The organism is Drouetiella sp. (genome assembly GCF_059504425.1).
In genome coordinates this window covers 1-21,309 of the sequence record NZ_JCACIN010000093.1, presented here as the reverse complement: position 1 = coordinate 21,309, position 21,309 = coordinate 1, and the positions used below count along the sequence as shown (strand labels likewise).

22 protein-coding genes and 1 pseudogene are annotated in these 21,309 nt (G+C 50.0%); 11 read left to right on the top strand and 12 right to left on the bottom strand.

Annotated elements, in window-relative coordinates:
• Positions 1-72 precede the first annotated feature (72 nt).
• A complete protein-coding gene (rarD, locus tag AC5JMP_RS21820; RefSeq protein WP_495853601.1) occupies positions 73-984 on the bottom strand; it encodes an EamA family transporter RarD in 912 nt (303 codons plus the stop codon).
• Positions 985-1,076: 92 nt separating this feature from the next.
• Entirely contained in the window at positions 1,077-1,427 is a 351-nt protein-coding gene (locus tag AC5JMP_RS21815; RefSeq protein ID WP_495853600.1) for a hypothetical protein, read from the bottom strand.
• A 301-nt stretch (positions 1,428-1,728) separates the two neighbouring features.
• On the opposite strand from AC5JMP_RS21815, the gene AC5JMP_RS21810 reads away from it, so the two are divergent.
• From AC5JMP_RS21810 to AC5JMP_RS21795, 4 genes are all read left to right on the top strand, one after another.
• Positions 1,729-2,076, top strand: a complete 348-nt coding sequence (locus tag AC5JMP_RS21810) for a DUF8631 domain-containing protein (protein WP_495853599.1) — start codon at positions 1,729-1,731, stop codon at positions 2,074-2,076.
• Positions 2,077-2,370: 294 nt separating this feature from the next.
• Complete coding sequence (gene cysE / locus AC5JMP_RS21805; protein ID WP_495853598.1) at positions 2,371-3,174, top strand: serine O-acetyltransferase; 804 nt, start codon at positions 2,371-2,373, stop codon at positions 3,172-3,174.
• Between the two features lie 80 nt (positions 3,175-3,254).
• Positions 3,255-3,593: an ATP-dependent Clp protease adapter ClpS gene (gene clpS, locus AC5JMP_RS21800; protein ID WP_495853597.1), complete on the top strand. Its 339-nt coding sequence runs from the start codon at positions 3,255-3,257 to the stop codon at positions 3,591-3,593.
• 17 nt (positions 3,594-3,610) lie between these two features.
• Positions 3,611-3,901 (top strand): DUF2103 domain-containing protein, encoded by a 291-nt coding sequence (locus AC5JMP_RS21795; protein WP_495853596.1) that lies wholly within the window; start codon positions 3,611-3,613, stop codon positions 3,899-3,901.
• A gap of 17 nt (positions 3,902-3,918) precedes the next feature.
• On the opposite strand, the gene AC5JMP_RS21790 is transcribed toward AC5JMP_RS21795, so the two are convergent.
• The 3 genes from AC5JMP_RS21790 to AC5JMP_RS21780 all read right to left on the bottom strand — a co-directional run bounded on the left by AC5JMP_RS21790 (position 3,919) and on the right by AC5JMP_RS21780 (position 6,283).
• On the bottom strand, positions 3,919-5,034 hold the full coding sequence (locus tag AC5JMP_RS21790; RefSeq protein WP_495853595.1) for a murein hydrolase activator EnvC family protein: 1,116 nt from the start codon (positions 5,032-5,034) through the stop codon (positions 3,919-3,921).
• A gap of 154 nt (positions 5,035-5,188) precedes the next feature.
• The gene (locus tag AC5JMP_RS21785) at positions 5,189-5,806 is read right to left on the bottom strand and encodes a LysE family translocator (protein ID WP_495853594.1); all 618 of its coding nucleotides are present in this window, start codon (positions 5,804-5,806) and stop codon (positions 5,189-5,191) included.
• Between the two features lie 6 nt (positions 5,807-5,812).
• Positions 5,813-6,283 (bottom strand): Lrp/AsnC family transcriptional regulator, encoded by a 471-nt coding sequence (locus AC5JMP_RS21780; RefSeq protein ID WP_495853593.1) that lies wholly within the window; start codon positions 6,281-6,283, stop codon positions 5,813-5,815.
• A 356-nt stretch (positions 6,284-6,639) separates the two neighbouring features.
• On the opposite strand from AC5JMP_RS21780, the gene AC5JMP_RS21775 reads away from it, so the two are divergent.
• On the top strand, positions 6,640-7,290 hold the full coding sequence (locus AC5JMP_RS21775; RefSeq protein WP_495853592.1) for a DUF938 domain-containing protein: 651 nt from the start codon (positions 6,640-6,642) through the stop codon (positions 7,288-7,290).
• 49 nt (positions 7,291-7,339) lie between these two features.
• Here the strand turns inward: AC5JMP_RS21775 and AC5JMP_RS21770 are convergent, their stop codons facing one another.
• The gene (locus AC5JMP_RS21770; RefSeq protein WP_495853591.1) at positions 7,340-7,753 is read right to left on the bottom strand and encodes a DoxX family protein; all 414 of its coding nucleotides are present in this window, start codon (positions 7,751-7,753) and stop codon (positions 7,340-7,342) included.
• Between the two features lie 150 nt (positions 7,754-7,903).
• Between AC5JMP_RS21770 and AC5JMP_RS21765 the strand changes: the two genes are divergently transcribed.
• On the top strand, positions 7,904-8,203 hold the full coding sequence (locus AC5JMP_RS21765; RefSeq protein WP_495853590.1) for a hypothetical protein: 300 nt from the start codon (positions 7,904-7,906) through the stop codon (positions 8,201-8,203).
• 263 nt (positions 8,204-8,466) lie between these two features.
• Here AC5JMP_RS21765 and AC5JMP_RS21760 read toward each other — a convergent pair whose 3' ends face one another.
• On the bottom strand, positions 8,467-9,177 hold the full coding sequence (locus AC5JMP_RS21760) for a hypothetical protein (RefSeq protein WP_495853589.1): 711 nt from the start codon (positions 9,175-9,177) through the stop codon (positions 8,467-8,469).
• Between the two features lie 458 nt (positions 9,178-9,635).
• On the opposite strand from AC5JMP_RS21760, the gene AC5JMP_RS21755 reads away from it, so the two are divergent.
• Positions 9,636-10,094: a YidH family protein gene (locus tag AC5JMP_RS21755; protein ID WP_495853588.1), complete on the top strand. Its 459-nt coding sequence runs from the start codon at positions 9,636-9,638 to the stop codon at positions 10,092-10,094.
• Positions 10,095-10,116: 22 nt separating this feature from the next.
• Here the strand turns inward: AC5JMP_RS21755 and thrS are convergent, their stop codons facing one another.
• A complete protein-coding gene (thrS, locus tag AC5JMP_RS21750; protein WP_495853587.1) occupies positions 10,117-11,928 on the bottom strand; it encodes a threonine--tRNA ligase in 1,812 nt (603 codons plus the stop codon).
• A 235-nt stretch (positions 11,929-12,163) separates the two neighbouring features.
• Between thrS and AC5JMP_RS21745 the strand changes: the two genes are divergently transcribed.
• Together AC5JMP_RS21745 and AC5JMP_RS21740 are read left to right on the top strand one after the other, a co-directional pair.
• A complete protein-coding gene (locus AC5JMP_RS21745; RefSeq protein WP_495853586.1) occupies positions 12,164-12,493 on the top strand; it encodes a DUF2605 domain-containing protein in 330 nt (109 codons plus the stop codon).
• Between the two features lie 263 nt (positions 12,494-12,756).
• Positions 12,757-13,089 carry a DUF2973 domain-containing protein gene (locus AC5JMP_RS21740; protein WP_495853585.1) on the top strand — a complete coding sequence of 111 codons (333 nt, stop codon included), beginning with the start codon at positions 12,757-12,759 and terminating at the stop codon, positions 13,087-13,089.
• 70 nt (positions 13,090-13,159) lie between these two features.
• Here the strand turns inward: AC5JMP_RS21740 and AC5JMP_RS21735 are convergent, their stop codons facing one another.
• The 4 genes and pseudogenes from AC5JMP_RS21735 to AC5JMP_RS21720 all read right to left on the bottom strand — a co-directional run.
• Positions 13,160-13,936 carry a hypothetical protein gene (locus AC5JMP_RS21735; protein ID WP_495853584.1) on the bottom strand — a complete coding sequence of 259 codons (777 nt, stop codon included), beginning with the start codon at positions 13,934-13,936 and terminating at the stop codon, positions 13,160-13,162.
• A gap of 140 nt (positions 13,937-14,076) precedes the next feature.
• Complete coding sequence (locus tag AC5JMP_RS21730; protein ID WP_495853583.1) at positions 14,077-15,240, bottom strand: D-alanine--D-alanine ligase family protein; 1,164 nt, start codon at positions 15,238-15,240, stop codon at positions 14,077-14,079.
• A 254-nt stretch (positions 15,241-15,494) separates the two neighbouring features.
• Entirely contained in the window at positions 15,495-16,805 is a 1,311-nt protein-coding gene (locus AC5JMP_RS21725; protein ID WP_495853692.1) for a sensor histidine kinase, read from the bottom strand.
• Positions 16,797-19,604, bottom strand: a pseudogene (locus tag AC5JMP_RS21720) (PAS domain-containing protein); the annotation flags it as partial. The pseudogene AC5JMP_RS21720 and the gene AC5JMP_RS21725, both read right to left, overlap by 9 nt.
• A 503-nt stretch (positions 19,605-20,107) precedes the next feature.
• On the opposite strand from AC5JMP_RS21720, the gene AC5JMP_RS21715 reads away from it, so the two are divergent.
• Together AC5JMP_RS21715 and AC5JMP_RS21710 are read left to right on the top strand one after the other, a co-directional pair.
• Positions 20,108-20,497, top strand: coding sequence for a hypothetical protein (locus AC5JMP_RS21715; RefSeq protein ID WP_495853582.1), 390 nt, complete (start codon positions 20,108-20,110; stop codon positions 20,495-20,497).
• Positions 20,498-20,575: 78 nt separating this feature from the next.
• Positions 20,576-21,160, top strand: a complete 585-nt coding sequence (locus tag AC5JMP_RS21710) for an Npun_F5749 family FMN-dependent PPOX-type flavoprotein (RefSeq protein ID WP_495853581.1) — start codon at positions 20,576-20,578, stop codon at positions 21,158-21,160.
• Positions 21,161-21,309 lie beyond the last annotated feature (149 nt).

The following is a 21,309-nucleotide window of genomic DNA, read 5'->3' as shown; positions in this document are numbered from 1 at the left end:
CTCAGAAAGATCCGCTGTGCGGATCTTTCTGAGAACTCACGCGCTAAGGGTGACAGACTCGCCTATTTACAGCTAGGCAGCCGATCGCTGTTCCAGCCATGAAGTGCCAGAGTATATCGCCAGCGCCAACCAGATTAGCCCAAAGGTAACGGCGTGAGTGGTCGTAAATGGCTCACGGTAGACAACAACTCCTAGCAAGAGTTGAATGCTGGGGGCGATGTATTGAAAAAAGCCCAGTGTCGAGAGCCGTAGCCGCTTTGCTGCATTGTTAAACCAGAGTAACGGCATAGAAGTCATTACTCCTGCGCCGATAAACAGCAGCGTCATCGAAAGGCTAGTGCCCAGATGTCCTGTTCCCGAAACTGCCCAGAACCCCACCAATGCCAGCGCTACGGGGGTAATGAGCAGCGCTTCGACCGTTAGCCCCACGAGAGGCGAAACCGCCACAATCTTGCGCAGCAGACCATAGCAGGCAAACGAAAATGCCAGCGCCAAGGCAATCCAGGGAACTGAGCCGAGCTGCCAAATGAAGTTGGCTACGCCCAAAGCTGCCAGCAGCACGGCTACTTTTTGTCCCCAGTGTAGGCGTTCTCTGAGAAACACAAAGCCCAGCAGCACGCTAACCAATGGATTAATGAAATAGCCCAGGCTCGTTTCCACCACCCGATCGCTATTCACGCCGTAGATATACAGCCCCCAGTTAAAGGTCAGCAGCATTGCCGTGGTGAGCAGAACCGCGACTTTTTTGGGCGATCGCCAGATTTGTCTCAGCTCAGCCTGACGGTGCTGCAACCCCACGAGTGCCAGCAGAAAGACTAGCGACCAGATCATTCGATGGCTCAGCACCTCGATCGCCGGAGTTTGTCCAAACAGCTTCCAGTAAATCGGCAGCAGACCCCAGGCAACATACGCCAAAACGGCATAAAGCCTACCTGACGGGACAATGGGCGGCAATGCAGCCGAGTCTTGTGATTTAGTGTTCAAGCGAAAAACCTGTGGAGATGCCCACTGATCCTAGCGATCGTCTACAAGTTTAGGCAGAGGCAGTTGGCGATCGGATGTGGCAGCACAGTTAGCTAAGATGATTGGCTGAATCTAGAATCAAGGGTTGCGTGCCATTCCTTGGATCTCCAAATTTCGACATAAGGTGACTTCAAAGAGAGGTGCGGCAAGACTTCCTTTGGAGACAGCTTCCCTTGATGAACCAAGCTAATCAGAATATCCTCTGACAAACTCTTAAGATTGACTTGCTCTAGAAAATATTCGCAATCTTCACCATACCGAGTATTAAAGTCGGCAACTATTTTTTGAGCCACTTCAAAATCATGAAAACCACCGGGTCTGTGAATTTCATGACTCGCGTTAATTCTGTAGCAAACCCTGTATAAGTTTACGCCTTCTTTTCTAAGGAGAGGGAAATCTTGCATAGGGTAACTTCTATGAGTGGGATTAGTACTCACCACCCTAGGCGAACTTTAGAGTCTAAATTGTGAAAAAACAGTGAATTTATTGGAGTAGGGTTGCAGGTTTCATTGAATTTGTATATTGACATCGGCATCAATGCTGGAAAAATAAGCAGGTCGTGCAAATCTATCGCCCTCTTCAAAGGGATGGACAACAGCCCCCAAAATTACGTAGTCAGAAGATATTAATTTTGATATTGTTGAGTCTAAGGATAATACATGACTTTATCGCTGCTTTTCTTGGTGGCTGCTTCTACGAATCATTATGGATCTCTCTATCTCTACCGATCCCCAAGGACTATTACCCCTAGAAGCCGTTCAGAAAATTCTCAACCGTTCTAGGGCTTCAGTCTATCGCTATGCCAATACCGAGCTGGATGTGCTGAACCCTGCTTACGATCCGCGCAAGCTTAATCCTGAACATCGGGGCGGCAAGGACGACCCGCTGCTGTTTCATCCTAACGAGGTGGCTCGGTTTGCCAGGGATATTTTAGGCATTAAACCTGTGACGATCGCCATCCAGCAAGCCCCTCAAACTGAGACTCAAGAATTGCTGCAAGCTATCCTGAGTGAGCTTCAGAGCATTCATCAACTGCTGCGATCGCGCCCATAGTCCTGTCAAAAATTCTGATCTGTCATCTGATCTGTTGATCTGTCAAAAGGATGAATTCGTAGTAATTTAGCCCTCTGTGCCTTGTTCACTCAGCGTTCTCTCATTTTTTTAATCCCTGTTGAACGCTAAAATTAACGAGCATAGATTTATGGCAGTTATGCTTGGTCGCTCTGAATCAGTGACCCTTATATCTAGTGACCCTACGCAACTCTGCAAGGTTCGCTGTTTACAACCTCTGCTGTTTGTAATCTCCACTGTTCGTGATCTCTATTGTCTTAAGCGGGGTAACTACCTGTGTTTAAAACGCTACTGGACGCTCTAGCTACTGACTTCCGCATTGTGTTCGATCGCGATCCTGCGGCACGCAACTGGCTAGAGGTTCTCTTCTGTTATCCCGGCATTCAGGCACTCTTCTTCCATCGGTTTGCCCATCAGCTTTACCGTCTCAATCTGCCTTTCATCCCTCGTCTGATTTCTCACGTTGCTCGCTTCTTGACCGGGATTGAAATTCACCCTGGCGCCACCATTGGCAAAGGGGTGTTTATTGACCACGGTATGGGGGTCGTAATTGGCGAAACGGCAATTATTGGCGACTATGCGTTGATTTACCAAGGCGTGACCTTGGGCGGGACAGGCAAAGAAATCGGCAAGCGCCACCCCACTCTGGGCGAGAATGTGATTGTGGGGGCAGGGGCGAAAGTCTTAGGCAACATCACGCTTGGGAATAATGTCCGCATTGGAGCAGGCTCGGTCGTGCTACGGGATGTGCCTTCTGATTGCACCGTCGTGGGTATTCCGGGTCGGATTGTGTATCGGGCTGGAGAGCGAGTTGATCCATTGGATCACGGTCGTCTACCGGACTCTGAGGCTCAAGTCATTCGAGCGTTAGTCGATCGCATTGAAGGTTTAGAACAACAGGTTCAAAGCCTACAGGAATCGCGTCAGCCGTCTGACTATGCGTTAGCGCACTCACTGGCTGCAGCTTCACCAACTGCGGCTTCACTAGCTGCGGCTCATCTAGCGCGGGTACCCGATTTCGCCGATCATCGCGCTCAAGACAAGATAATTGAGCAATTTCTGGATGGTGCAGGAATTTAGAAGCGAGAAGTTTTCTGCTCACTCAAAACTAGGCTAACCTGAATTAGGCTATCGTGAGTCATGGCAGGGTCTTGGGAAAGATGGTAAAGGAATTAGCGCTAGGAATTGAGGGATCGGCAGTTCGGGCTGTGGCGGCTTCGCCCACGATCACGCCCGATCGCGCGGCGACTCAGCCAAAAACCTATCCGAATTACAAGATAATCGTCCTCAATGACGATTTCAACACGTTTCAGCATGTTTCCGAATGTCTGATGAAGTATGTCCCTGGCATGACTAGCGATCGCGCCTGGGATTTAACGAACCAGATTCACTTTGAAGGACAGGCGATCGTCTGGGTTGGGCCGCAAGAACAGGCTGAACACTACCATCAGCAGTTGAGCCGAGCTGGGCTGACGATGGCTCCTTTAGAAGCCTCTTAATCTTTATCCCTTTTATCATGGGTACTCCCTCCAAAGGCAGAATCGTCTGGAATCACTCGACTCATCTTCCGGGACTGATTCCTATTCTGGAGAGGCTTACCTATTTTGAGGGGATTACCACCATCACGCCTGCCGTCCTTGGCAACACAAAATCTAATATTCCGGTTTTAAAGATAAAAGTCTCTGTACCCATTCGGGGAGGCTTCAAGCTGATCGCTCGCAAGGGAAAAACCTTTCAGGAAGTCTTTATTTTGACGAGCTTGGGGCAAGAAGAATTGGAGGCTGCGATCGGACAGGCTCTGCGATAAGAGTTCTGAGCCATACCCTATAAGTAGCTCACGGGATCAATGGGTTCACCGCTGATGTGTACCTCAAAATGCAGGTGAGGACCTGTCGAAAGTCCGCTGGAGCCAACGGCTCCAATCACCTGCCCGCGCTGTACGGTCTGCCCCTCCGAAACATGCATCTCACTGGTGTGCCCATACAAAGTCGTGATGTTTTTGCCGTGGTCAATAATAATTGCCTGACCGTAACCGCCATACCACCCTGCAAAAATCACGACTCCTGCATCGGCGGCGTGGATAGAGCTACCATAATCAACCCCAAAATCGATGCCTGAGTGAAATCGGGTGTAGCCCAGAATGGGATGCATTCGGTAGCCAAAGCCGCTGGTGATTTCGCCATCGCTGGGATAAGTCATCTTGCCTGTGCCGCGCAGGATGTATTTGTTAGATGCGGCTAGGCGCTGTTGAATCAGAGCCGTTAGATTAGCAGAATCCTGAGTGAGCTGATCTTCGGCAGCTTCCAGCGCCTTACGGTCTTGTCGAAGATGGGTAATAAGACCCTGCTGATACTGGGCTGCCTCTTGCGCCTGGGCTTTTTGGGCTAGTAGCTCTTGCGTCAGGATAGCAATGTCGTTCTTCTGAGTTTCTATCTTACGGCGGCGGAGATTTAGGTCATTGGCTTCGGCTTGCAGGTCTGCCAGGATGGTGCGATCGCGCCCATACACAAGCCGCAACTGCTGACGGCGATCGAGAAATTCGTTAAGATTTTGGCTTTGCAATAGCACTGCCAGACCTTGCCCACTCTGCTGCCGCTGCAAAAAACGCAGCCGCGCTACGGTGGCTGTCTGCTTCGCAGCATAGCTTTTCTCAGCTTTAACTAAATTACTTTCTAGCGTCTTTAAGCGGCGATTCGCGTCGGCAATCTGCTTTTCGTTTTGGGCAATCTGCTGACTGGTGGCTTTAATATCCTTTTGCAATCCACCTAGCTTCTTCTGGGCAGATTGTTCCTGCTGCTGAAGCTGATCCTGCTTTTGATTGAGGTGCGATCGCTCTTGCTCAATCTTTTGCTTCTGCTGCTGGAGCTGCTGCACAGAGTCGGGGGCTTGCGCTAGGGTCAAAAAATTAAGTGGAGAGGCGATCGCAGGGGATACCAGCATCAGGCTCAGAGCGCATATTCCCACGCAGGTTCTTACGCCTACGGTCCAATCGCATATTGTCCAAGCATATAATGCGGTGAGCGCTCTTTTCTTGAGCCAATTTAGCCAATTTGCCCGCATTGTTTCCTCTTTAACTTCTGGTCTGACTTTTAGCCTAGTTTCTGGCACTGAGGGCAATTATGCCAAAGGTGAGGAGAATCAGCCCGGAAATTCTGTTAAGTCCTCGCAATCTCTGAGGCGTGAATTTACCGCGCAAAAGGTCGGCTCCACTGCTGAGCAACAGCCACCACAATGCCGAACCGCTAAATACGCCCGCTACCAAAACCGCTGCCGTTGTGTAATTGCCACCCATAGTTGCCAGCCCTAAGCCCACAAATACTGCCGCAAACGACAGAATTGTCGCGGGGCTGGTTAAGGTCAGCAAAACTGTGGAGGTATACATAGACCAGTAGGCGCGGTTATTTTCTATGACCCCAGTTTCTTCAGCAGGGTGACTGATAAAGGTTTTCACGCCTAGGTAGCAGAGAAACAGACCGCCGACTAGCTTCAGCCAAAACGCCTGACCGAGCAGCAAATCTGAAACTGCTGTAAGACCAAATCCGGCAATGCAGCCATAGATAGCATCTGCCGTTGCTGCTCCTAATCCCGTTACTAACCCCGCCCGTTTGCCTAAAGTTAATGTCCGACGAATGGCCAAAATACCGATCGGCCCGACAGGAGCGGCGATCGAGAAACCAATGAGCAAACCTCGCCCATAAAAATAGAGATCCATCGAGTATTACTCCTTTCCCATGACTCCAATGGGCAGCACAGGAGTTTCTTTGACTGTAGACAGCGCGATCGTCGTGCGGGTTTTGAGCAGACCTGGAAGCTCTTTTAGCTCTTTACTAATCAAATGCTCTAGGGCTTGTGTGGTCTGACAGCGAACTTTAAGCAGATAGTCATCGTCCCCCGTGACATGGTGACATTCTTGAATTTCAGGCAAATCCTGAACCTTTTGTATAAAGGCAGCACGGTGGCGGGGATGCTCTAAGGTCACGGCAATAAACGCCGTCAGATGACAGCCGATCGCTGCCGGATTAACCAGGGCTGCGAAGCCCATAATCACCTGTCGCTCTTGCAGCCGACGCACCCGATCGCCTGCCGCAGGTGTCGAAAGTTCTAGCTTGCCCGCTAACTCCGACCAAGTCATTCGTCCCTCTGCCATGAGATGCCGCAGAACTTTCAAATCTATCTCATCAAGACTCATTGAATTTATTTTGTAAGCTTTTAGTGATTATAAGGCTAAAAATATAAGATTTACAAGACTCTCACTTAGAATTATTAGCTAAAATAACTTGGTGGTACAAATTCAAAACCCAAACAGGGCAGATGATTTTCGAGAGCTGCGCTCCGCGCAGCTCTCGAAAATCATCTGCCCTAACTCAATTACATAGATGCTATGGAGGTAAAGTTTGCTTAGAGAGGCGCAAAGCGTCCCTCTAAGCAAACCTAGATGACTTGGCGAAGAAACTGCCCGCAGTAGCGATCGTCTCCAGCGACAATGGTAGAAAAGCGACAATAGCGAAGAACAGTAGGTAAAATCTCTTCCTGGCAGAAATTTCTATGAGCTTATTGCCCGATGCCCGTCAGTTTGCACCCGCCACTCAGCGCAACCAAGAGCCAATCCTGACCGTTCTGCTAGAAGTCTTGCCACCAACGGGCACGATTTTAGAGATATCCAGCGGGACAGGCGAACATGCCGTATTTTTTGCGCCCCGATTACAGCCCCGTCAATGGCTTCCCTCTGACCCTAATGCAGAGGCACGAGCTAGTATTGCCGCATGGCAGAGCGATCGCCCAGCCAAAAATCTACATCCACCGATTGCCCTGGATGTCCGTGAGCCGATCTGGCTAGTGGAGCAATTCCCAGAGCTGCCAGGTCTGGATCTTCAGCGTGACCCTGTTCAGGCGATCGTTAATATTAATATGATTCACATTGCACCCTGGTCAGCCTGTCTGGGACTCATTGCCGGAGCCAGACGCATCTTGCCAGCTAGCGGAATCTTATATCTGTACGGGCCATTCAAGCGGGAAGGGCAGCATACAGCGCCCAGCAATGAAGCCTTTGATACTAGCCTCAAACAGCGCAATCCAGAATGGGGCGTACGTAATCTGGAAGATGTTGTGGCGATCGCTCAGGCACAGGGTTTCTCGCTAGCTAAAATCTGCGAGATGCCAGCCAATAACCTATCGGTCGTTTTTCGGAAGCAGTAGGTCTGAGGATGTGGGTCTAAAATTTGGCAAGGTCTAAAATTTGGCAACGTTACGAAGGCGATCGGGTCGGCGGATAGGCTACAAATTTTTCAGAAGGTCGGGTATACCACCATGCCCAAGCAATCAGAACGGCTTGAAGGGGCAACCGACCCCAGAGCAGCCAAGGCGAATCGGGTATACCGTCTAGGTGAATGCGATTCACCGCCATGTTAATATTGGCGGGAAAAACGGCAATGAATAGCGCAATGAGTCCCCAGGCAGCCGCACGGCTTACGAAGGGAATTAGCAGTCCTGCGCCCCCTAAGATTTCAAATACACCGCTGATGTAGACCAGTGCCAGTGGGTAAGGCAAAAAAGATGGCACGATTTTGACAAACGGATCGGGAGTGACCCAGTGCAGAACTCCTGCCGTCACCATAAAAACAGCTAGGATAACTCTGAGAATAGCTTTGAGGGCGTTCACAATTGATTCACTTATTTTCCTGATTTATTCTAAATCGAGAGTCATCTGAGCTGCATCTCACCGAAGACAGGGGATTGCTAGAGGAACTTTTGCTGTCTGTAAGCATCTGTAACTCCAGGTCATTGAAGCCATACCCCCTCAATTAAAGATATGTCATTATCTGACGCACAAGTTGCTACACAGTCGAGAAATAACGCTCGATCTAGCAACGAACCCACAGACGAAAATATTTTGGTTGCTGCTGCAAGTCAGTTCAGCAAACTCGTGCAGGTTCATAAACTCTCGGCATCTCAGACTGGGATCTCAGCAGATGACTTGGCGCGAGTGGATACTGTCAAAAAGGAGGCGATCGCCAAAATTATTGTGCTGCTGACAGCCTACTACAAGACTCAAGGCTGGAATCCGCAGGACATTAAAGCCTCGGCTTTGAGTATGTTGGATCGGGGTTAGGGATTGTAGATTACCAAACTCGCGCAAGACATTAAAATATCTGAGTTTGAAATAGCGCAAACTCAGATATTCCAGTTGATATAGCTGTCGCCAATTTGCTTAGGATCGTGGATTAAATAACCTGTACAACCGATCTTCTGTAAGAGCTTAGCAATGCTAAGCCCTTACCCCAAGCATTACATCTTGTTAAATCCATGTTCCTTAAGAAATTCAGGGTGGGGCATGAAGCGCCCCACCCTGAATTTTCCCATCTCTACCAGCCCTTACTCATAAAGGTAGAACAGCGCCTCTGCATAGCTCTTGCCATTAGGCATATGAACTTCTAGATAGGCATTGGACTGGTCAGGTTTAGCGCCATCTCGATAGAGAATGTAAGTATAGTCGCCATTCTTGAACGTGAGCTGACGAGCTTCATTCAAGTCGCTGCTGGTAATGCGAAGCTCGCTACCGCCATCTTTTGCCTGACCAATGTAGTATTTCGGAAGCTGTGGATCGTATTCTCCTGAGCAAATTTGCACTCGGTAGTGAGTGCTTTCTGCCAAAGCGTAGGGGGCAGTGTCGGTGGGGCAAGCGGTCAACAGCTTATCTGAGTCTAGGAAACGAATGCGATCGCGTACGGTAACTTTTCCAGTGGTGGCGATCGGCGTTGTAACCCCGTAATCTCGCTCCATTTCAGGCTCAGGGTTGGGCTTGACAGTTAGAGGACCTGAGTTTGCTGGGGGATCAATCCGCTTGCCTGGAACAGGTTGCGCTGAAGAGACGCGGGGAGGAGCCGTCTGGATAGGCGACGCTGAGGAAGTGCTGGGTTTGACGCTGGGACTAATGCTGGGCTTGAGCGGTTGCGCCGATGCAGTAGGTAGCGGTGAAGAAACGCTAGAAACAGGCGATTGCGATGGAGCTTGGTCGCTAACAGCACTGCTGCATCCTGTCACACAGAGCAACAAAGCGAGTCCAAGAAAGCTTTTAGGGTTCATTGATTTAGGCAGGTTTTGTAGATATTTTTGGTAAATATTTCTTGTAGGCAGTCTTTGCAGACAGACTTTGCAGACAGATGATATGAAGCGAAGACGAATATAAATGTTCCGGGGAATAAATAGGTATTCTGAGAATGTTCCGGAGATGTAAATTGGTTCAGGTAACGTGAACCAAAATAGGTATGGCATCCCTAATTCATAATTATCTATACAGGATCAGCGCGATCGATTTCGGAATTCAGCTTGAGATTCGGTTTGAGGCTTATAACCTTAATCATCGGGCTTAGGACAGTTTAAGGATGCGCTCCGCGCATCCTTAAACTGTCCCCGTCCTAACTGCTGTGAATACAGCTATAGCATTACGTAATTGAGTTAGGACGAGTTATTTTTTGAAAGCCCTGCGGAGCGGGGCTTTCAAAAATAACTCACTGGATCTAAGCGCGTAGCGCCACATAACCATGACTCCCCCAATTGATCGTCAGCGAGAACACCAGGCCAATGAGCGAACCTTTCTAGCATGGCTACGCACTTCCATTGCGCTGATTGGCTTTGGGTTTGCGATCGCTCGTTTTGGGCTATTTATTCACCAGCTTGAATTTGCCCTAGATCAGGCACAGTCTGCCGCTGGCACTTTCAATTCCGAGAACTTGGGTGTGACTTTGGTCATCACAGGCATCTTGACGATCGCCTTAGCAGTATGGCGCTACAACCGCGTCTTTTGGCAAATTGAACGAGGCAACTATCGCCCCAATCGGCTGATTGTTTGGGCGACTGCGGCGATCGTCATAATTTTGGGGCTATTGAGCCTGCCGCTGGTGATTTGGCGAACTCCAGCACCCACTTCCCCAACTCGTCCGAAGCCGATGCAAAAACAAATGGGCGATCGTCTACCGCCCGACCAGAAAGCCAGAAGCTAGATCCAAAAGCTAGATCTAAAAGCTAGAAATTGCCGAAATGGGCGATCGCGTCCTTAATTTTCTCAGTCACCTCTGCAACCGGAACCGAACCTAGCTCACCTGAGGCTCGTGTTCGGATGCTCAGAGCCTCAGCCTCGACTTCTTTTGCCCCCACAACCGCCATTACCGGAATTTTCTGTTTTTCGGCATTGCGGATCATCTTGCCCAAGCGTTCGCCGCTGGCATCCACTTCAACCCGGATGCCCACCGAACGCATTTGGGTCGCCACCCGCTGAGTAAACGCCATCTGCTCTTCGGTGACGGGCAGCAGCCGAATCTGCACGGGAGACAGCCAGAGGGGAAAGTCTCCGGCATATTCCTCGATCAAAATGCCAATCAAGCGATCCAAGGAGCCAAAGGGGGCACGGTGGATCATCACCGGACGTTTGCGCGTCCCGTCCTCGGCGACATACTCCAGCTCAAATCGCTCTGGCAGGTTGTAGTCAATCTGGACGGTGCCGAGCTGCCATTCGCGATCGAGCGCATCTTGAAAGATAAAGTCGAGCTTGGGACCATAAAACGCCGCTTCGCCAATGCCCTCAAAATAATTCATGCCCAGCGTTTCGACTGCTCGACGGATTGCCCCTTCCGCCTTGTCCCAGCTTTCATCTGAGCCAATGTATTTGTCGGATGTGGGATCGCGGAAGCTGAGGCGCACCCGAAAGTTCTTAAGCTGCAAGCTCTTAAACACCGTCAGGGTCAGATCTACGACGCTGAGAAATTCTGCATCAAGCTGTTCAGGCGTGACGAACAGATGAGAGTCATCTACCGTGAAGCCGCGCACGCGAGTTAGGCCGCCTAGCTCCCCGGACTGCTCATAGCGGTAGACCGTGCCAAATTCGGCAAGCCGCATAGGCAGCTCTCGGTAAGAGCGCAGTTCACTCTTGTAGATTTGGATATGAAACGGGCAGTTCATCGGCTTCATGACAAAGCCGATCTCGTTGGCTTTGTCTTCCTCCGACTCCGCCATCATCGGAAACATGTCTTCCTTATATTTCTGCCAGTGCCCAGAAATTTTGAACAAATCGACCCGCGAAATGTGAGGCGTAACGACAGGCAGGTAGCCCCGCTTGATCTGCTCCTGCTTCAGGAAGTCTTCAAGGAGCGATCGCAGCACCGTGCCCTTCGGTGTCCAGAGCGGCAGTCCGGGTCCCACTGGATCAGCAAAAATAAATAGCCCCAGCTCTCTGCCCAGCTTGCGATGGTCGCGCCGCAGAGCCTCTTCCTTGCGACGCTTGTATTCCGCCAACTGCTCTGGGGTTTCCCAGGCGGTGCCGTAGATGCGCTGAAGCTGAGCTTTGGTTTCGTCGCCGCGCCAGTAGGCTCCAGCAACGCTTTCCAGCTCGATCGCCTCTGGGTTCAAATCAGCCGTGTTATCTACATGCGGCCCTGCGCAAAGATCCCACCACTGATCGCCCACATGATAGATCGTGATTGGCTCTGTTTCAATGTCGTTGAGGATTTCTAGCTTGTAGGGTTCAGCGATCGCCTCAATTCGCCTTTGTGCCTCTTCGCGGCTGACTTCTTCGCGAGTCACGGGCAGTTTGCGGTTGATAATCCGCACCATTTCTTTCTTAATTGCCTTCAGATCCTTTTCAGTAAAAGGCTCAGGGCTATCAAAGTCGTAGTAAAAGCCATTCTCAATCCAAGGGCCGATCGTTACCTGCGCTTTGGGAAACAGTTTCTGTACCGCCATTGCCATCACGTGCGAAGTGGTGTGGCGAATCTTTTTAATGGGTTCAGACTCACTGGTTCGGGGCAGATGAATTTTATCGGGCTGTTCTGAGTTAGACATGGATGGTAATGACAGGGTTTAAGAGAGCGTGTGGCTAGGCATTCGGCTATCTAGCCTCTATCTTATCGATCTGTAGCCTAAATCAGAACCCTCAAGATCAGAAGGCTAACTCCTAAAGCATTGTGTTCAGCGCGATACCGTTTTAAAATTACGGAAAAACAAGCTAATCTTTTCATTAAGAAACGTAAATTACGTTAAGCTTAGACTTATAGCCAAACCGCAAATTTAAATACTAATGTTAGATTCCAGCCCAAGTTTTCAGTCTAAATCAGATCTGCTGAAGACTGTCTTGCAGCCTCTATTGGAAGACTTTCAGTATTGGTTTAATCAGGGGCGATCGCTACTGGAGACGCACAGGCTTGATTTTCTGAGCGTCGGGCAGCAAGCAGATTTGTTAGAGCGCATTAAGCAAGCTGAGCAAGAGCTGGCTGCATCTCAAGCTCTCTTTAACGCGACGGATGGGCAAGTTGGGGTGGACACTGCTGTCATGGTGAGTTGGCATCGGCTTATCACGGAGTGTTGGCAAGTCAAAAGACAGTTCCGCACAGAAGATCAGGGCGTCTAGCTAGATTCTTGAGAGCAGTCCTTAACTGCATTTAAAAATCTGAGAGACTAGAGTAACTTTATATGTATCGATAAATAATGTGTGAATAAACGTCCGCGTTGAGAAATATGCGTTGAGAGCAGAGCTGAAAAATGGATGAACCCACAGCTCTTGAGGCGATCGATTCAAAATTTTAATTGAAGACTTAAGAAATCATCGACTTAAAAATATTGGTTAGGAAGGTGCAAGCCTTACCCCTGCCACATTGACCTTAAGGAAAACCCATGTTGCATTTAATTTACATTCTTGCCTTTACAATTTTGGCTTTTCTGGCAGTCGGTAATCTGATTCGCAATCTCGTGACCTTGGGGCTAGAGTCGCAGCGTCCACCCACCACTAAGGGTAGTTTTACGCCCAACTCTGAACCTCAGCCGATGGTGCGTCAGAGCCGAGTCAGGGCAGTTCCCCATCCTGAACTGCTGGATGACCATGGCAATGTTGTCGATGAACCGTTTTTGGTGATGCGTTCGATGACTGTAGAGGATGCCCGCGAACGCCTTGATGCTCTCTACAATTCATCTCCAGGTCAAAGCGACGAATCTTCAGGCGAAGTGTAATCTAGAATCTCCAGCCGACTGCTTAATTGGGGATAGATTTTTTGAAGGGCGCAAAGCGCCCTTCAAAAAATCACAGCCAGTCCGAAAGGGGTCTGTGTTGCCGCAAGTCTAAGTTGTCTGCAATGCTAGGTTCTTCCCAATCCAAAGGCTGACTGATTCTGGATGGAACTACAGAAGAAACTGCCGACGGAACAGTAGATGCACTGGCAGAATGAGCAGGTGCGACATACTGAAATCTGGAGTTCGCTCTTGTAACTGAAGCTCTGGATTTGTGAGAGGCATTTGAGAATGCAGACTTTGAAGGCACAGACTTTGAAAGTGGGGACTTTGAAAATACAGATGAATGCGATCGCTCAGGCGGACGGCGCGGCTTCAGACCCTGCAAGATGATCATGCAGCCTATCGCACAGCTCAAAGCGATCGTCACCAGTGAGAGCAACTGCAAAGAAGGGCGCCCTGGCTGAGGCGATGTCTCAGGAGCCGTCGGGGAACCCTGTGAAAGAGGAGCTTCGGAGGACTGTGCCGACAAATCAGGCGATGGGGCGATCGGCGCAATCGCATCTGCTCCACTAGAAACTGGCGGTTTAGCGGCGCCTAAACTGGTCATATCCAGGATAGCTACCCCAGCCAGCAGCATGAGCACAACCCAGACTGCCAGCAGCAACGCCAATGGGTAGCGTCGGAGAAACTGAACCAGTTGCGACCCCTTATGCCCCCTAGTTAACCTCTCATTGGGTTCAGCCGATTTTTGCCGGGTAGGCTCTACGGCTGAGTGCCGGACTTTTGAAGAGCTGTGTCGATGGCGACGAGGATCATTGTGATGCTGTCGGACAGCCTGATGACTCATACCTTGACCCCGCTATACCAGAGCTGTGGTTAGACCTTACATATGAAGATCCTTTGCTCATATTCTATGCGGTTCTGAGGATGGTGACTAGACTCAGGCTGTGGGCACAAGATTTGAAAGCACAAGATTTGAGGATGCTGCTATTTGGCGTTAAACCGCTCGATCGCCAGCTGAATCAGGCGATCGGTTAGCTCTGGAAAGTCTATGCCGCTGGCTTGCCACAGCATCGGGTACATGCTGGTAGCCGTGAAACCCGGCATTGTGTTGATTTCGTTGATCAGCACTTCGCCTGTTTCTTCAACGTAAAAGAAATCCACTCTAGAAATTCCGGCAGCATCCACAGCCTCGAAGGCGCGGAGCGACATCTCTTGAATTTGAGCAGTGACGGCAGGCGATAAGGGAGCCGGGATTTGTAGTCCCGCCTTTCCGGCAGTATATTTGGTTTCGTAATCGTAGAAGTCGCTGTCATAGGTGATTTCGCCGACGACAGAAGCCTGGGGGTGGTCATTGCCCAAGACCGCGCATTCTACCTCGCGTGCCTTTACCCCTGCCTCAACAATGATGCGGCGATCGTAGCTGGCCGCACTATCTAAAGCGGTTTCGAGCTGCGATCGCGTCTGCACTTTGGCAATTCCCACCGATGAGCCTAAATTGGCGGGTTTGACGAAACAGGGGTAGCCCAGCTCTGTTTCAATCTGGTCGCAGAGCTTGGGAAATATATTGCCGTCTGATCGAACCTGCGATCGATTGACGGCGATATATTTCACCTGCGCCAATCCGGCTTGAGCAAACGCCATTTTCATGGCAATTTTGTCCATTCCCAGCGCTGAGCCTAAAACACCTGACCCGACGAAGGGCTGCTGCATCAGCTTCAACAATCCTTGCACGGTACCGTCTTCGCCGTTAGGGCCATGCAAAATGGGAAACCAGACATCTATTTCTGCCACCTGTACAGGAGGCTGCCAACGCTGTAGCCGCTGGGAAATGCCTTCGAGGTGCGGCAGGGCAAGATCTGGTGAGGCGATCGCTCTCGCCTGCAATTCACCAAACTTTAGTTCACCTGACTCTAAAGGCTGCGATTCTAAAGTCTGTGATTCTAAAGCCTGTGGGGACAGACCTCCTAGGACCTGTTGAGCCACTTTACCCATCTGCCAATGCCCGTCTTTCTGAATGTAGATCGGCATTAACTGATACCGATCGCCGTAGGATTCTAGGGCATGGGCGATCGCCCTAGCGGAGCTAATCGACACCTCATGCTCTCCAGAGCAGCCCCCAAACAGCAGACCGACTTTCAGTTTTGACATTGGCTTATCCTTTTACCCAACTGGCTTTGACCAAACGTGCTTTACCCAACGGGCTTATGCCCAACGTGATGGGGAGTAGCGTATCACAGGATAGCCTATGTTGACTCGCGTCTGTTGAAAGCGGACGCTGCTGATTTTAGGGATGAATTCTTTAAGAGGAGTGCCATAGCCGTATTCAATTTCTTTAGGACATTTAGAGTGGGGCGCGAAGCGCCCCACTCTAAATGTCCCCGTCTTAACTGCCTTGGCGGTTGCTATACTTGCCGTGCCGGAATCTCAATCTTAAATTCGGCACCCTGTCCGGGAGTAGAGACACATTGCAGCGTGCCGCCATGCCGCTCTGTCACAATTTGATAGCTAATCGAAAGCCCCATGCCTGTGCCTTTGCCCACCGGCTTTGTGGTAAAAAAGGGATCGAATAGGCGATTGCAAACTTTTTCCGTCATGCCCATACCGTTGTCAGCAATGCGAATACAAATTTTGGGACTGTCCGGCAGCTCAGTTTGAATTAGCTCAGTTTGAATATGAATAGTCGGAATGAAGCCTTCTAAATCCTGGTCGGGGCAAGCTTGGCGACTAATTGCCTCTCTGTTAACCATCATCTCCTCTAAAGCATCGATCGCATTAGTTAAAAGGTTCATGAACACCTGATTAAGCTGCCCTGCATAACATTCCACCATCGGCAGCGTGCCATAAGTTTTGATGATCTCGATCGCGGGACGAGTTGGGCTGGGCTTGAGGCGACTCTGCAAAATCATCAGCGTACTATCAATGCCATCATGGATATTGACTGATTTCATGTCAGATTCATCCATGCGGGAGAAAGTACGCAACGAAGCGACAATGCCCTGAATTCGATCGGCTCCGACCCGCATAGAGCCAACGAGCTTGGGCAAATCCTCAACTAGAAAAGGTAGCTCGATCGCCGCTATCTCATCCTGAATTTCAGCCACCGGATTGGGATAGTGAATCTGATAGAGATGAACAAGATTGAGCAAATCTTGGGTATATTCGATGGCATGGCTAAGATTGCCAGAAATGAAGCCCACAGGGTTGTTAATCTCATGGGCTACTCCAGCAACAAGCTGACCCAGTGCCGACATTTTTTCACTTTGAATCAGATGCGTTTGGGTATTTTGAAGTTTTCGCAGCGTGGTTTCTAGGTCGTGAGCCTGCTGCCTGAGCTGCATCTCTGCCTGCTTGCGATCGCTAATATCCATCATTGAACCCACAGTGCCAATGAGTTGCCCCGCCTCATCAACAATGACATTCGCCCGCAGTAAAGCAGGGAGAGAACGACCACTCAAAGAACGCACCTCGACTTCACCCACCCACTGTTGTTCTTTCATCGTGGCTTGTACCACCATCTCCGCAACCGACGGGTCTGCAAATATATTGGGGATACCGCCCGCCTGACGCAGTTGGTCGGGCGTTTCACAATCGAGCAGCTTGGAAAAAGCGGGGTTGTGGTAAATATGAGTTCCGGACGCGTCAGCAATGCCGATCGCATCACCTGAACACTCAACTGCTCGCTTATAAAGCCTTAAATCTTGTTCAATTTTCATGCGCTCAGTGATGTCTTCAAACATCAGCAGCACGCCCACAACCTCACCTTCAGCATCGTAGAGCGGTAGCTTGCTGGTATCTAGCCAAACGCTCTTGCCGTCGGCTTGGAGCTGGGGTTCGACCACATGACGCCTGGGTACGCCTGAATCCATAACTTGGGCATCACAGTCTCGATAAAAGTCTGCGATGTTTTTCTCCCAACCCAGAGCATGAGCCAAATCATAATCTGTTTTGCCGACGATGTTTTGAGGCGTTTCCACTCCTGAAACCTTCGCCATGTTTTTGTTGCAACCCACATAGAACGAGTTGCGATCTTTCCAGGCAATCAGTTGAGGAATGGTATCCATCACCAGCTGTAAAAGCTGCTGAGAGTTACGCAGTTCGTCTTCAACCTGCTTGCGATCGGTGATATCCACCACTAGCCCATCCCAAACGATCGCGCCATCGGGCTGGCGTTCGGGTCGGGAGATGCCCTTGATCCAGCGATATCCATTTGCCCTGTGCAAACTGCGCCCCGTCCACTCCCAGGATTTTAGAGTGGCGGCAGAGCGCCTCACAGAAGCCTCGAATCCCTCTCGCTCATCGGGATGGATGCGATCGAGGATTAGGTAAGCGTTATCTTGCAGTTCTGCTGCCTCGATCCCGTATAGCTCTCGGCAAAAACTGCTGACATAGGGAAAAGAAACCTGACCGTTGGGAGCCAAGCGGAACTGATAAATCATGCCTGGTACATTGGCAACCACGCGCTGAAAGCGTTCCTCGCTTTGGCGGAGAGCATCTACGGCATGCTTGCGATCGGTAATATCTTCTGTCAGCAGCAGCAGGTATTCGGGATTGCCGTCCACATCCACGATCAGAGTCTTTTGGCTGTGAAAAATGCGTTCTTCACCGTTGGCGATCGTGGTAGCTTCTTCCACATCCAGCATTTGTCCACTCTCTAAGACCTGGTAGTCTTGAGCCAAAAAGATTTCTGCCTGTTGGGTTGGGTAAATTTCAGAGTCAGTCTTACCCAAAATCTCGCGGGCAGAGCGACCTAAAACCTTCTCAGCACCCGTGTTCCACAACACATACCGCAAGTCTCTAGCATCTTTGGCAATTACCCCAACGGGCAAGTGTTTCAGCACCGATTCTAGAAATATGCGAGTTTTCTGAAGCTCTAGCTCCACCTGTTTGCGCTGGGTGATGTCGCTAGCGGTGCCCGTTGCGCCAATGATATTGCCGCCTTCATCTTGCAGGGCGATCGCATTAAACGCTAAGTAGACTGTCCGACCCGCTTTGGACAAGTAGGCAGTCTCGTACTGCTTCACAGATTGTCCTGCCAACACCTGCTCAAAAACTTGCTGATCTCTTTGGATGCAGTCTGAAGTCTGAAAATCAGAGAAAGCGCGACCGATCATCTCGTGCGGCTCATAGCCAAAGATATGCTGGGCAGCAGGATTAATGAAGGTGTAGCGTCCTTCTAGATCGATCGACCAGATCAGATCTTGAGAAGTTTCTACCAGGATGCGATACTTACGCTCACTGGCTTCGAGGGCAGCTTCAGCGCGTTTGCGATCGCTAATGTCTTCAAGCGACCCAAACACCCCAAACACTTCGCCCCTTTCATTGGTCATAGGAATCTTGCTCGTGATCACCCATGCAGAAGCACCATCTTCTGATGTGTAGGGTTCCTCAAAATTGAGGCGTGGGATATTTGATTCTATGATGGCGGCATCATCAGCTCGGTAAAGATGAGCAAGCTCTTTCCAGGACAGCTCAAAGTCATTTTTGCCAATAATCTGTTCCGGCGACGCCAGACCCGCATCTTGAGCAAACAGCTTGTTGCAGCCTAGGTAGTTGAGCTGTCTGTCTTTCCAAAAAATACGCTGGGGTAGAGTATCAAACACGAGTTCCAGCATTTGTTTGGACTCTCGAAGCTCAGCTTCTGTTCGCTGTCGCTCTAAAACCTCTTGTTCTAGCTGAGCGACGAGTTGCTGAAGTTCGATCGTTCGCGCTGCAACCCGGCGCTCTAGGTCTTCATTGGTCTGTTGCAACAGCATCTCATGGTGCTTGCGATCGGTAATATTTTCATACATCCCAATCATGCCGACCACGGTGCCCTCGGCATCATACAGAGGAAATTTGCTGTAATCTAGCCAAACTTGCTGATGATCTATACTCTCAAATAGCTCTATCACATGCAGAATTGGAGTGTCGGATTCCATCACTTGGGCATCCATGGCACGAAACGCATCCGCCTCTTCTCGCGACCAGATGAAATCATAATCCGTTTTACCAATTACCTCTCTAGGGCTATTTACGCTACAGCCATGGGCAAAGTTTTGATTACAGCCTAAAAAAACCGACTGGCGATCCTTCCAAAAAAGGGACTGCGGGATGGTGTCCATCACCGATTGTAGAATTTGCTGCGATTTGTATAGGTCTGTTTCGATCCGCTTGCGATCGCTAATTTCCTTGAAGTAAACCGACAGCCCCTCCTCGAAAGGGTGGGCATGAACCTCAAACCAGCCCTCTAGGGGCGCGTAGTACGTTTCAAAGGTAACGGGAAGATTTTCAGCAATCGCTTTGCGATACATGCTGCCAATCATCGAGCCGAGCGCATCGGGAAACTCGTCCCAAATGCTGTTGCCCAAAAGATCGATCGCATTCCGTTCTAGCAACTCTTCTGCTTTGGCACTTATAGCAGTGAACTGCCACTGCTGATTCAGGATATAAAAAGCGTCGTCTTCTATAACGCTGTTGATCTGGGTGGCGGCTTGCTGCGACACAGACTGCGGATTCCTATCAAGGTTTAACATCCTGTCAGTTCGCAACCAATGCAGGCATCCCATCACCCCTAGCCCTGCCAATATGCCCAGACAAAAATAGAGCAACTCCCCTAAAGATTTGGGCAGGGACGAAGGCTCAGATATAAAGCTCAGCCATAAACCCATAACCAGGGGAGTCAAAATTGTCAGAGAATAGTCAAACATTGGGGTTTCCCACAATCAATTTATAGCGAGGGGATGTTGGTATTCATGTAATGATTTTTTACTGAGTGGGCAAAGCTCACCCAATAAAAAATCATTACATTTTGAGAACGACCAGTGAGGGCACTCGCAGGCGGCAGTTTGGAGTTGGAAGGAGGCAAGCTGACAGGATCATTCAGGAACCTAACGTGCAACTGAAGTTCAGCCTTCAAGTTTTCTACTACATAGAGCGTTCCACGAATTTTACTTTTCTATCATTAGACCATTGCAGCTTGCGCTGTATGTGATCGAAAGTGTAAGTAAAGAACTTATCTTGAACTCGGCAACAGAATATGAAGCTATCGTCTCAGGTTGGACGGCTCCTTAGTTTACTGATGTTGACGCTGATGCTAGCGCTGGGCTGGCAATCCTTATCTTCCGCACAGTCGTTCTCAGTACCCCTCATTGCCCAGTCAACCACACAACTTGAATCACGGGTGTCTCGGCTAGAGTCTGAGAATTCGACGCTGCGATCGCAGATTAACCAGCTGCAAAATAGCGTCGCTCGACTGGGTCGAAACTCTAGTGTTGAAATAGCTCCGCCAGTTATAAGTTCAGCTCCGACCGGGTCTAGCTTAGCGGATGATCCAATGTTCAAGCGGCTGGCTACTCTGGTGATTGAACTGAAAGAACGAGTGGTCGCAGTAGAAGATCGCTTAGGCGGGTCAACTGCGCCGCGTTAGGTTTTTGCGCAAGGCTACCCTAGGCTGCTGCGACAAGATGCTGCGCTAAGATGCTGACATCTCTATCTCCATATCCGTATGCCGCTTGCTCCCTGGCGATCGCCTCTAGCACGAGCTTTACATCGAAATCGATCGCTGGTTCATGCCCGCTATCTGCAATTGGCGACCGTGCGTTCAGATGGTCGTCCTGCCAACCGCACGATTGTCTTTCGAGGATTTCTAGATCAAACAAACCAGCTTGAGTTTATTACCGACACTCGTAGCTCAAAAGTAGATCAGCTTTTACTGCATCCATGGGGCGAAGCTTGCTGGTATTTCCCCAAAACCCGTGAGCAGTTTCGGCTCATGGGAAAATTGACGATCGTTTCAGCCAATGCCGAGGCAGAGCTGCTAAAGGCACGTCAAAATCTTTGGCATAGCCTCTCGGATGCGTCTAGAGTTCAATTTGTCTGGCCAGAACCCCGAAAACCGCGCTCGGATGAGGCATTTGAGCAGCTGCCACCCGATGCGGCTGACCCGTTGCCTAACTTTTGCCTGCTGTTATTTGACCTAGATCAGGTGGATCATTTGGAGTTGCGGGGCGAACCGCAAAATCGCTATCTGTATCTCAAAAATACGGCAGCGGCAGACGAGGACTGGTCTATACAAAGCATTAATCCTTAGGCTCCATAGCTGTTTCAGGGAGATGAGCCATGGGGGAAAGCTGAAAGATATGAGCCAGCTAGCATTTCAGCAGCGTTTCAAGCCCTTATCTCTAAATATAGCGCTACGAGAACGAGTTAGGACATTATTGTAGAGGTAGAGAAGCGTTC